9 protein-coding genes and 1 pseudogene are annotated in these 11,419 nt (G+C 67.3%); 7 read left to right on the top strand and 3 right to left on the bottom strand.

Annotation, left to right across the window (positions count from 1 at the left end):
• Nucleotides 1–5: 5 nt before the first annotated feature.
• Nucleotides 6–1,178 carry an efflux RND transporter periplasmic adaptor subunit gene (locus HB724_RS12950; RefSeq protein ID WP_256731502.1) on the bottom strand — a complete coding sequence of 391 codons (1,173 nt, stop codon included), beginning with the start codon at nt 1,176–1,178 and terminating at the stop codon, nt 6–8.
• A gap of 323 nt (nt 1,179–1,501) precedes the next feature.
• Here HB724_RS12950 and hisS point away from each other — a divergent pair, with 323 nt between their 5' ends.
• The 6 genes and pseudogenes from hisS (at nt 1,502) to HB724_RS12920 (ending at nt 8,777) form a co-directional block, all read left to right on the top strand.
• Nucleotides 1,502–2,746: a histidine--tRNA ligase gene (gene hisS, locus HB724_RS12945; RefSeq protein WP_213981363.1), complete on the top strand. Its 1,245-nt coding sequence runs from the start codon at nt 1,502–1,504 to the stop codon at nt 2,744–2,746.
• Nucleotides 2,743–3,816, top strand: a complete 1,074-nt coding sequence (gene prfA, locus HB724_RS12940) for a peptide chain release factor 1 (RefSeq protein WP_213981362.1) — start codon at nt 2,743–2,745, stop codon at nt 3,814–3,816. The genes hisS and prfA overlap by 4 nt, the downstream gene beginning before the upstream one ends.
• Entirely contained in the window at nt 3,813–4,625 is an 813-nt protein-coding gene (prmC, locus tag HB724_RS12935; RefSeq protein WP_213981361.1) for a peptide chain release factor N(5)-glutamine methyltransferase, read from the top strand. The genes prfA and prmC overlap by 4 nt, the downstream gene beginning before the upstream one ends.
• Before the next feature lie 258 nt (nt 4,626–4,883).
• Nucleotides 4,884–5,075: pseudogene (locus tag HB724_RS20720) on the top strand (DUF4167 domain-containing protein); the annotation flags it as partial.
• A 741-nt stretch (nt 5,076–5,816) separates the two neighbouring features.
• Entirely contained in the window at nt 5,817–7,214 is a 1,398-nt protein-coding gene (locus HB724_RS12925) for a DUF4139 domain-containing protein (protein ID WP_213981359.1), read from the top strand.
• A 3-nt stretch (nt 7,215–7,217) separates the two neighbouring features.
• Nucleotides 7,218–8,777, top strand: a complete 1,560-nt coding sequence (locus HB724_RS12920; protein WP_213981358.1) for a hypothetical protein — start codon at nt 7,218–7,220, stop codon at nt 8,775–8,777.
• Nucleotides 8,778–8,779: 2 nt separating this feature from the next.
• Here the strand turns inward: HB724_RS12920 and HB724_RS12915 are convergent, their stop codons facing one another.
• Nucleotides 8,780–9,079, bottom strand: a complete 300-nt coding sequence (locus tag HB724_RS12915; RefSeq protein ID WP_213981357.1) for a hypothetical protein — start codon at nt 9,077–9,079, stop codon at nt 8,780–8,782.
• A 65-nt stretch (nt 9,080–9,144) separates the two neighbouring features.
• Here HB724_RS12915 and HB724_RS12910 point away from each other — a divergent pair, with 65 nt between their 5' ends.
• Nucleotides 9,145–9,573: a CBS domain-containing protein gene (locus HB724_RS12910; RefSeq protein WP_213981356.1), complete on the top strand. Its 429-nt coding sequence runs from the start codon at nt 9,145–9,147 to the stop codon at nt 9,571–9,573.
• Between the two features lie 200 nt (nt 9,574–9,773).
• Here HB724_RS12910 and HB724_RS12905 read toward each other — a convergent pair whose 3' ends face one another.
• Entirely contained in the window at nt 9,774–11,252 is a 1,479-nt protein-coding gene (locus HB724_RS12905) for an oligosaccharide flippase family protein (protein WP_213981355.1), read from the bottom strand.
• Nucleotides 11,253–11,419: the final 167 nt, after the last annotated feature.

Raw genomic sequence — 11,419 nt, 5'->3', positions numbered from 1 at the left:
GGAGGTCAGCCGCCCTTATTCTGGGCCGCGCCGGCGCCCTGGCGCCCCTTGGGCGCCTCGATGCGCTGGGGGGCGGTGGCGGGAACGGGCTTGATCTCGGCGTCAGGCCGCACGTTGGCGGTGCCCTGGACGATGATCTTGTCGCCCGGCGCGAGGCCCTGGGTCACCACCCAATTGGGGCCGATCGTGCGTTCGGCGATGACGGTGCGGGCCACGGCGCGGTTGCCCGGGCCGACCACCCAGACGGTGGCATTGCCCTTGGGATCGCGGGCGACACCGGCCTGCGGCACCAGGAATGCCTGGGTATCGATCGCCTGGGCGAACACCGCGCGGACGAACATGCCCGGCAGCAGCACGCCCTGCGGATTGGCGAAGCGCGCGCGCAGCGTGACGGTGCCGGTATTCTCGTTGACCATCACTTCGGAGAATTCGACCGTGCCGGTCTGGCCGAAATCGCTGCCGTCCTCGAGCTTGAGGCGCACCGCGGCGCTGGCCGGTATCACGCCGCCACGGGCGAGCGCCTTGCGCAGCGCGAGCATGTCGGCGCTCGATTGCTGGATGTCGACATAGATCGGATCGAGCCGCTGGATCGCCGCCAGCGGATCGGTCTGGTTGGTGGTGACGAGCGCGCCCTCGGTCACCAGCGAACGGCCGATCCGGCCGGTGATCGGGGCGGGCACGCGGGTGAAGCGCAGGTTGATCTGCGCGGTATCGAGCTGCGCCTTGTTCTGTGCCACCGCCGCCTCGGCCTGGCGGGCCTGGGCGAGGGCATCGGTATAATCCTGCTGCGCCACCGCCTGCATCTGGGCGAGCGGACGATAGCGATCGGCGCGGACCTTCGCGGCCTCGGCATTGGCGCGCGCGCTCTGCAGATTCGCCTGCGCCTGATCGACGGCGGCCTGATAGAGGCTGGGATCGATCTGGTAGAGCGTCTGCCCCTGCTGGACGATCGCGCCCTCCTGGAAGAAGCGGCGGCGGATGATGCCGGCGACCTGAGGCCGGACCTCCGAGGATTGATAGGCGGTGACACGGGCGGAAAGCTCGGTCGTCACCGGCACGCTGCTGGGCTGGACGACGACGAAGCCGACCTGCGGCGGGCCGCTTTGGCCACGTCCCTTTTTCTGGGCACTGCCTCCGCTACCGCTGCATGCTGAGAGAATGGATGCCGCGGCCAACAGGGTGAGGCCCGAACGGCGAAGGCTGGTCGGTAGGATTGGAGCCAATTCAAGAACCCGCTCATAGCGCTCCCCGGAAGCGGGGGGCGCAGGTCAATTGCGAAACTCGCTCATAGGCAAGCGGTTTCTTTCGTTCCACAGGAGAAATATCCCGGAAACGCGAAAGGCGCGTCCATTCGGGACGGGTTTTCACATTTCGGGAGCGGGCGGAAGTCCTTGGCGGCCGGGTCTCAGAAATGCGGCCGGATGCCCGCATTTCCGGGGCGGCGCGGCGGCAGTGATCTCGTGCGTTGCGATAGCGGCTGAACGCGCCTAATCGCGCGGCGATGGCACGTATCGAAACCCCCAAGCGCATCCGGGGCACCCAGGACATCTTCGGCGACGAGCAGCGGCGCTTCGCGGCCGTGCTCGAGAAATTCGATCGGGTGCGGCGGCTCTATTGCTTCCAGCGCGTCGAAATCCCGGTGTTCGAGGCGACCGGCGTGTTCGCGCGGTCGATGGGCGAGACCAGCGACGTCGTCTCGAAGGAGATGTATACCTTCGAGGACAAGGGCGGCGACCTTATCACGCTGCGTCCCGAGTTCACCGCCGGCATCTGCCGCGCCTTCATCACCGAGGGCTGGCAGCAGCATGCGCCGATGAAGCTGGTCACGAGCGGCGCGGTGTTCCGCTACGAGCGGCCGCAAAAGGGGCGATTCCGCCAGTTCCACCAGATCGACGCCGAGATCATCGGCGCGGCCGAGCCGGCGGCGGACGTCGAGCTGCTCGTGCTGGCGGATCAACTTCTGCACGAGCTGGGTATCGCCGACGGCGTGACGCTGCAGCTCAACACGCTGGGCGATGCCGAGACGCGCGATGCGTGGCGGACGGCGCTGGTCGCGCATTTCGAGAAGCATCGCGAGGAACTGTCCGAGGACAGCCAGACGCGGCTCGAGAAGAATCCGCTGCGCATCCTCGATTCGAAGGATCCGCGCGACCGTTCCATCGCCGACAGCGCGCCCGATATCGACGCCTATCTGACCGAGGAGGCCGCGACCTTCTTCAGGGCGGTGACCGATGGGCTGGATGCTGCGGGCGTGCAGTGGACGCGCAACGCGCGGCTGGTGCGCGGGCTCGATTATTACCGGCACACGGCGTTCGAGTTCGTCACCGATCGGTTGGGCGCGCAGGGCACGGTGCTTGCGGGGGGGCGCTATGACGGGCTGATCGGCAATCTCGGCGGCCCCGAGACGCCGGGCGTGGGCTGGGCCGCGGGGGTCGAGCGGTTGGCGATGCTGATCGAGGAGCCCCCCGCCGAGAAGCCGGATGTCATCATTGCGGTGGAGGATGATTCCGCGTTCAAGATCGGCCTGCGCGCATTGAAGCTATTCCGTCAAAGCGGTCTTTCGGCGGATATGATCGCAACGGGATCGCCGAGGAAGCGGTACGACAAAGCTACGAAAGTTCTCGCCAAAGTCCTGGTGTCCATTCGGGGCGACGAAGATTCATCCGAGATCAATACGCGGGCGGCGCAAGGCGTCGAAGAGCATGAACGTGTCAAAGAGCTAGTCTTGCAACTGGTCGGCGCATGACCTCCATCCCCGCAGACCGTATCGCCGCGATCGAGGCGCGGCGGGATGAGTTGCAGGCGCTGATGGCGACTGGCGATTTGTCGGGCGATCGCTTCGTCCAGGTCTCCAAGGAATATGCCGAGATCGAGCCCGTCGCGGTGGCGGCGGGCGAGGTGCGGCGGTTGCGCACCGAGGCCGAGACGCTCTCCGGCATGGAAGGCGATGCCGATTCCGATCTCCGCGAGATGGCGCGCGAGGAGCTTGCCTCGATCCGCGAGCGGCTGCCCCAGGCCGAACGTAGCCTCGCGCTCGCGCTGCTGCCGCGCGACGCGGCCGACGAGCGCGCGGCGATGCTCGAGATCCGCGCCGGCGTGGGAGGCGACGAGGCGGCCTTGTTCGCGGCAGATCTGTTCCGCATGTACCAGCGCTATGCCGATCGGATGGGCTGGAAGGTCGAGCTGATCTCCGCCTCGCCGTCCGAGGCTGGCGGCTACAAGGAAGTCGTCGCCAGCGTGGAAGGAAAGGGCGTGTTCGCCCGCCTGAAGTTCGAGAGCGGCGTCCACCGCGTCCAGCGCGTTCCCGCCACGGAAGCGGGCGGCCGCATCCATACTTCGGCCGCGACGGTGGCGGTGCTGCCCGAGGCCGAGGAGGTCGACGTCAAGATCGACGACAAGGATCTGCGGATCGATATCTATCGTTCGTCCGGGCCAGGCGGCCAATCGGTCAACACGACCGATTCGGCGGTGCGCATCGTCCATATCCCGACTGGCCTGGTCGTGATCCAGCAGGACGAGAAGTCGCAGCACAAGAACAAGGCCAAGGCGATGAAGGTGCTGCGCACCCGCCTGTATGAGCAGGAGCGCGAGCGGCTCCATGCCGAGCGGGCGGGCGCGCGCCAGTCGATGGTCGGATCGGGCGATCGTTCGGAGCGGATCCGGACGTATAATTACCCGCAGGGCCGGGTGACCGATCACCGCATCAACCTGACGCTGCATCGCCTGCCCGAGATACTGGAAGGCGAGATGGACGAGCTGATCGGCGCGCTGATCGCGCAGGACGAGGCCGATCGGCTGGCGCAGCTCGACTCGTGATACGTGCGGCGCTCGCTGCCGCGGCCCAGCGCCTTGCCGAAGTCAGCGATACGCCGCGGCTCGATGCTGAATTGCTGATGGCGCACGCGTTGGACGTCTCCCGCGACGACCTGTTGTTGCGGCGGCTCGATGATCCGGCGCCCCAAGCCTTTGAGGCGCTGGTCGCGCGCCGCCTCGCGCATGAGCCCGTCGCCTATATCACCGGCACGCGCGCCTTCTGGACGATCGACCTCCGGGTGGGGCCGGGCGCGCTGGTGCCGCGGCCGGACAGCGAGACGCTGATCGAGGCGGCGATCGACTGGTTCGGCGAGCGTGCGCCGGCCTCGATCCTCGATCTGGGTACCGGCCCTGGCACGCTGCTGCTCGCGGCGCTCGACCAATGGCCCGGTGCGACGGGGCTGGGCATAGACCGGTCCGAGGCGGCGCTCGGCTATGCGCGCGCCAATGCCGAGCGCCTCGGCATGGCGGATCGCGCCGCGTTCCGACTGGGCGACTGGGGCGCCGGGCTGGACCGGCGCTTCGACCTGATCCTCGCCAACCCGCCCTATATCGGCACGGACGAGACGCTGCCCGAGGATGTCCGCCGCTATGAGCCCGCCTCGGCGCTGTTCGCCGGACCCGACGGGCTCGATGACTATCGCCGCATCCTGCCCGATCTGCGGCGCCTGCTGGCGCCCGGCGGCACGGCGATCGTCGAGATCGGCTGGTCCCAGGCCGAGACGGTATCCGCAATTGCCCGCAATTCCGGCCTCGCCCCCATGGTCTATGAGGATCTCGGCGGGCGTCCCCGTGCGATACGGCTCACTTGAAATCGCATCAAAACGTCACATATTTCTGCTTGGAGATTGATGCTGCACGGGCTAAGAACGGCGCCGGGGCGAGGCACTTTCAACCAAGTTGTTGAAATCAGGGCTATAGCCCACTCCATGGTCATGTGAGCCGCTGCAGTCCGGCGGCCGTGGCAGGCGGGAAGCGCTGGAGACATCCGGCGCCCCCTGCGAATGTAACTTGCATCCGGAACCCATGATGGACCGACGGACGGCTTAGTAGGACAGGACAAACAGATCTTGATCAACAATCGTCAGGCAAACGGCCGCCGTCGCGGTCGTGGCGGGCAGCAGCAAGGGCGGGGTGGCAACCCCAACCAGCGCGACAACGGCAATCGTATCGACAATCGCGCTCGCGGCAATGCGGCTCAGCTTCTTGAGAAGTACAAGAATCTCGCGCGCGACGCGCAGATGCAGGGCGATCGGGTCAACGCCGAATATTATCTCCAGTTCGCGGACCACTATTTCCGGGTGCTGAGCGAAACCCGCTCGCGCTTCGAGGAGCAAAACCAGAATCCGAACCAGAATCGCCGCCCGCGTGACGACGAGGACCAGGACGAGGATTTCGATTTCGAGGCCGACGGCAATCGCGACGAGCGCGATTTCCAGGAGCCGCGCCAGCAGCAACCGCAGCAGCGCGAGAATCGCGGCAACCGCGACGATCGCGAAGCCCGTGGCAATCGCGACGATCGTGAGGGCCGCGAGCCCCGCGAAGCGCGCGAGCCTCGGGAACCCCGTGAGGATCGCCGCAACGGCCGCCCCAATGCCAACGGCAATGGCTATGCGAACGGCAACGTGAATGGCAACGGCGGCCACGCCGAAGCCGCCGCGCCGGCTGTCGAGGCCATCGAAGCCAGTGGCGAGGAAGCGCAGGATCGTGCACCGCGCCGCCGCGGCCGTCCGCGCCGTGAGGAGGCCGTCGAGGCCGAGGCGCCGTCGCACGGCATCGATCTGGCGGTGCTACCGCCGGCCTTCGGGATCGAGACCAGCGCCGATGCCGCCGAGGAGGCCCCCAAGAAGCCGCGTCGCCGCCGCACCGCGAAGAGCGACGACGCCGAGGTTTCGGCTTCCTGATCCGTCCTCGGCATCCGCCGATCTGACGGTTTCAAGACAGACTAGCCCTTGGGCTGCAACCTGCTAGCATCCTCTCCAGAGACCATCTGGGGAGGATGTATGCGTTTGGGGGCGTTGATTCTCTTGGGCCTGCCGTTTGCCGCGCAGGCGCAGGCGCAGACCGCGGCGGTGCCTTCCCCTGACCAGACCGCGCAGGGCGAGCTTTCGGTCACCATCTACCAGAACGGCCAGTCGCTGGTGCAGGACGTGCGCCAGCTCGATCTTCCCGCCGGCCGCACCCGGCAGGAATTCGCCGACGTGTCGGCGCAGATCCGATCGGAGACGGTGACGCTCTCCGGCCCGGGCATCGGCATCGTCGAGCAGAATTTCGATTACGACCTGCTCTCGCCCGACAAGCTGATGGAGAAGGCGGTCGGATCGGTCGTGACGATCGTGCGGACCAATCCCGCGACCGGCGCCGAGACGCGCGAGCAGGCCAAGGTGCTGGCCGCGAACGGCGGCATCGTCCTCCAGATCGGCAACCGCATCGAAGTGCTGCGCGACGACGGGCTGCCGGTGCGGGTGATCTTCGACAAGGTGCCCGAGAATCTGCGCGCCCGGCCGACGCTCTCGGTCACCCTCCAGGTCGCGCGGGCCGGGCGGGTGCCGGCCACGCTCACCTATCTCACCCCCGGGCTCGGCTGGACCAGCGACTATGTGATGCTGTTCGACGAAGCCAAGGGCGCGATGGACATGCAGGGCTGGGTGACGCTCACCAACAATACCGGCACCACCTATCGCGGCGCCGACGTGCTGCTCGTCGCCGGCAATCCCAATCGCGGCGGCAGCACTGGCTTCTCGCAGCTCGCCGATTCGACGATCGAGGAAGCCGGCACCGAGAGCGGCCCGCGCGAGCGGCTGGGCGACTATTATCTCTATCCGCTGGCCGAGAAGACGACGATCGCCAATGCCCAGCAGAAGCAGGTCAGCTTCCTCGACGTGAAGGGGGCATCGGCGCGCAAGGCCTATGAATGGACCAATGGCTGGCTGAGCACCCAGTCCGATCCGCGCAGCGCCTCGTCGGTGCTCAAATTCTCCACTTCGCGGAATGGCGGGCTCGGCGACCAGCTCCCCGCGGGCACGATACGCGTCTATATGCGCGACGCGCGCGGCGACCCGCAGTTCATCGGCGAGAGCCGGGTCGCGGCGGCGCCGATGGGCTCGGCGATGTCGATCCGCACCGGCGATGCTTTCGACGTGAAGGGCACCGCGACGGTGGTCGAGCGCAAGCGCCTGTCCTCGGCGCGGTGGCGCACCGCGATGCGCTATGATTTCACCAATGCCCGGCCCGAGCCGGCGACGATCGACCTCGCGCAGGACGGCCTGTGGGGCGATGTCCGCATCGTCGAGCAGAGCCAGGCCGGCGAGCGCGTCTCGGCCGATCGGATGGAGTGGAAGGTGCCGGTGCCCGCCAATGGCAAGGCATCGGTGACCGTGGTGTTCGACACGCGCTACTGACCGATGCGCCGCATCGCCCTTGCCTTGACCTCGCTGCTCGCCGCCTGGCCCGTGGCGGCGCAGACTTTGGTCGAATCGGACCGGATCGATTCGACCTCGGTCACGCTCTACCGCGATCCGCAGCGCGGCGAGGGTGCGATTCGCGCGGGCGGCTGGCCGGGCGGCTATGCGCTGGTCACCGAGACGCGGACGATCCGTGTGCCCGCGGGCAGATCGGTGATCCGCTTCGTCGGCGTCTCCGAGGGGATGTTGCCCGAGACCGCGATCGTCACCGGCCTGCCGCGCCAGGTGAACGAGAAGAACCGCGACGCGCGGCTGCTGTCGCCCGCGGCGCTGATCGACGCCTATCTCAAGCGCCGCGTCACGATTCGCCGCACCGACCGCGCGACCGGCAAGGTCCGGGAGGGGGAGGCCGTCATCCAGTCCGGCCCCGGCGGCGGCGTGGTGCTGACCACGGCCGACGGCGTCGAGGCGCTCGGCTGCTCGGGCCTGCCTGAAAGGCTGACCTATCCCGGCGTGCCGGCGGACCTTTCCGCCAGGCCGACGCTATCGGTGACCACTGATAGCGCGGCCGCCGCGACGGTGACGGTGCAGCTTTCCTATCTGGCGCAGGGGTTTGACTGGTCGGCCAATTATGTCGCCCGCGTCGCCGATGATGGCGAGACGCTCGACCTGTTCGCCTGGCTGACCGTGGTCAATGGCGGCAGCCAGGGGTTCGCGGACGCGAACACCAACGCGGTTGCCGGTGCGCCCAACAAGGAGGCCGCCGCTGTTCTGCCCAGGGGGCCGGACCTGGCGCTGCACCTGCGCTGCTGGCCGATGGATACCACCAGCACCTTCCCGCGCTGGGGGATGGAGCCGCCATCGCCCCCTGCACCGGCTGCGCCCATGGCATATGCCGAGGATATCGTCGTCACCGGCATGCGGAGCGCCCGAATGCCCATGGCCGCGCCGGTCCCGGCGATGGTGGCGCAGCAGGAGGAACTCGGCGACCTCAAGCTCTATCGCATCCCCGAACCCGTCACCGTCGCGGCGCAGAGCCGCAAGCAGGTGGCGATGATCGACCGCAAGAAGGTCAGGTTCGAGCGCGTCTATACCGGCAGGTTCGAGCCGTTCGACTATGATGCGGACGGCGACGGCCCCGAAAGCGAAGCCGCCGCGCGGATCCTGCGTACCGAGAATCTCGCGGCAAAGGGGCTCGGCCTTCCGCTTCCGGCCGGCGGCGTCGCGGTGTTCGAGCAGGCGCGCGGCGAATCGCTGCTGGTGGGCGAGAGCGATCTCGCCGATCGCGCGGTGGGCGAGGAAGTCGAGTTCGGCACCGGCGAGAGCGATGATGTCCGCTATCGGGTGGTCGCCCGGCCGCCCTCCCGCCGCCGCCAGCCCTTCGTGGTGGAAGTCACCAATGCGCGCGCGACGCCCGAGACCTTCGAACTGGCGATTCCCTATGGGCTCGCCTCGTCCAATGCGAAGCTGATCGAGCGCAAGGGCGTGAAAACCTGGCGCGTCACCGTGCCCGCGAACGGCGCGGCGCATCTCGAATTCGCGCTCAGGCTGGAGCGCTGATCTCAGTCGATATCGATCTCGCCCTTGAGCGGATCCTTCACCTGCGCGTCGTGCCCGGTGCCCGAGCTCAGGAACATAAGCCCCATCAGCGCGGCGGCGAGCATCATCGTCAGGAACACGCCGAAGAACGTGGCGAGGGCGGTGGCGAGTCGCAGCTCGCCCATCGACCAATAGAGCGCCAGCTCGGCGACGCCCGAGGTGAACAGCGACACCAGCGCCATCCATCCCAGGATGCGGCGGAAGCGGCCCCAGGCGAAGGCCGCATATTCGGGATCGTCCAATCCTTCGGGGCGCTCATCCATGGCTTTGCAATTGGGAGCGAATCATGGGAGAAACAATCGCCTGAACCCGTATGCGGAGATAAGCGATGACGATCGCAGCGATCCTGGGGGGGAAAGGCCATGAAGTGGTGTCGATCGGTGCCGATCGAACCGTGGCCGAAGCAGTCGCATTATTGGCGGGACGGAGGATCGGCGCGGTGCCGGTGCTCGACGGCGACACGGTTGCCGGCATCTTTTCCGAACGCGACGTGATCTATTGCCTGGAGCAGTTCGGCGCCGCGGCGCTCGACCGCACGGTCAGCCAGGTGATGACCGCGCCGGCGATCACGGTCGATCCGGGGGAAACGGTGCTGGGCGCGCTCGCGCTGATGACCCGGCGGCGCATCCGCCACCTGCCCGTGGTCGAGGGCGGCCGGATCACCGGCTTCGTCTCGATCGGCGATCTGGTGAAATACCGGATCGACCGCATCGAATCGGAGGCCGAGGCGATGCGGGCCTATATCCAGGCGGTGTAGCCGAGGCGGTTGCGTGAGAAACCGGCGGAAATACGTGGATTCCGCGGATTCTGGGGCGTGGCCGGCCGACTCGATCGGTTGACACGGTTGACACCGGCTATGTCGAAAAGCCTTCCTTCCGGATTCCGCGTTTTTCAAGACATCGACGATGAGAAAGAGCCGGTCCTTCGGTCGGCTTCGAAATCCTACATTGCAAGCCCCTAGCCGGCGCGATTGCGGACCAGCGCGATTACTTCGACCAGCATGGTGCGCGCGAAGAGAAGAAGCAGCGCGCCATAGGTGACGCCGCCGATCAGGACGAGCAGGCCGAGCCGGGCGACCGGCGCCATCCCCGGCAGCAGGTGATCGGCCAGCCCCACCACCAGCCCCATCGCCACCGCGGCCAGCACCGGCGGCGCGATCGATTCGGCCAAAGTGCGGAGCTTGACGCCGATCACCGGCAGCGTTCGCCAGGTGCAGATCGCCAGATAGAGCGGATAGGCGGCGAACCAGGCGGCGATCAGCCCCGGCAATCCCCATTGCACCCCGATCAGGAAGGCGACGGGCAGCAGCGCCGCGCCGGTCGCGGCGTTGCGCGCGCTGATTCCCGGGCGGCCGCACGCATCGCTCGCCGGCGCGAACAGGGTTTGCAGCGTCATCATCGGCATGGCGAGCGCCAGCCAATGGACGATCGGCGCGGCCTCGATCCATTTGGGGCCGAGCACCACCTGGACCAGCGGTCCGGAAGTCGCGGCCAGCCCCATGTAGAAGGGCATCGCGACGACCATGATGATCCGGGCGCCCTTCACGAAGGCGGCCGCCACGGCGGCGCGATCGTCCTTCAGTCGGGCATAGGCGGAGAAGGCGACTTCGTTCAGCGGCGGCACGAACTTCGAGACGAAGATCTGGGTGAGGAACAGGCTGGTCGTATAGATGCCCAGCGTGTGCGGATCGAACTGGCGCCCGGCGATGAACACGTCCGCCTGGCTCTGGAGGAACCAGAAGATCTGTCCGGTCGCCATCACGCCGCCATAGCGGGCGATGTCGCCGGCGCCGCGGAAGTCGAAGCTCGGCCACATCAGCGAGCGCGCGGCCAGCGTCATCCCGATCGCGCGGACGCTGAACAGGGCGATCGGCGCGGCGACCAGGGTCCACACGCCCCATCCCGCAAGCGCGCCGCCCAATGCGGCGAGCGCGCCGGCCGCGGCGGAGACGAAGTTCACCTGGGCCTGTTTGCGGAAATCCATCTCGCGCGCCAGCAGCGCATAGGGAAGGGCGATGAACGGCGTCGCGATGTAGAGCAGCGCCTGCACCCGCAGCAGATCGGTCACCATCGGCTGGCGATAATAGGCGGCGGCAAGCGGGGCGGCGGCGAACTGGATCGCGCCGAGCCCGAGGTTCAGCAGGATCAGCATGCCGAAGAGCTGGCGCTGCGCGTGGCGCCCGGCCTCGCCGCGCTGGATGAGCGCGCTCGCGAGTCCATAGCCGTTGAGCATGTTGAGTAGGACCAGCACCACCTGCGTCATCGCGAACAGGCCATAGTCCGAGGGGCTCAGGATCCGGATCACCAGGAAGGTGGAGATCCAGGCGAGCATCTGGCCGAGAATCTGGGTGCCCGAACGCCAGATCACGGCGCTGCGGACCTGATTCCGAAGCGATTCGGCAGGCTGATTCGGGGTCTGGGCGGTAGTTCCGGTCACAAAACCATCATGGGCCACACATCTTGAGATGCCGTAAAGCACGGTTTTCCGCGGGTTTCGGGGCTTGTTTCGGAAAAAAGACAGAAAGTTACAAATCGCGGTTGACCGAATCAAAAGCCGCGCATAGAAGCCACTCCACCGCAGCGGTGCTCCTCACGGGAACGACG

It is taken from the genome of Sphingomonas sp. dw_22 (genome assembly GCF_018449795.1).
In the GTDB taxonomy this organism is placed as follows: domain Bacteria; phylum Pseudomonadota; class Alphaproteobacteria; order Sphingomonadales; family Sphingomonadaceae; genus Sphingomonas.
This window is presented reverse-complemented; position numbering and strand designations above follow the sequence as displayed.

What these genes read in the sequence shown, in the direction of transcription:
- hisS (WP_213981363.1), top strand. Translation starts at nt 1,502, where the DNA reads ATGGCACGTATCGAAACCCCCAAGCGCATCCGGGGCACCCAGGACATC.
- prfA (WP_213981362.1), top strand. Translation starts at nt 2,743, where the DNA reads ATGACCTCCATCCCCGCAGACCGTATCGCCGCGATCGAGGCGCGGCGG.
- HB724_RS12925 (WP_213981359.1), top strand. Translation starts at nt 5,817, where the DNA reads ATGCGTTTGGGGGCGTTGATTCTCTTGGGCCTGCCGTTTGCCGCGCAG.
- HB724_RS12920 (WP_213981358.1), top strand. Translation starts at nt 7,218, where the DNA reads ATGCGCCGCATCGCCCTTGCCTTGACCTCGCTGCTCGCCGCCTGGCCC.
- HB724_RS12915 (WP_213981357.1), bottom strand. Translation starts at nt 9,079, where the DNA reads ATGGATGAGCGCCCCGAAGGATTGGACGATCCCGAATATGCGGCCTTC.
- HB724_RS12910 (WP_213981356.1), top strand. Translation starts at nt 9,145, where the DNA reads ATGACGATCGCAGCGATCCTGGGGGGGAAAGGCCATGAAGTGGTGTCG.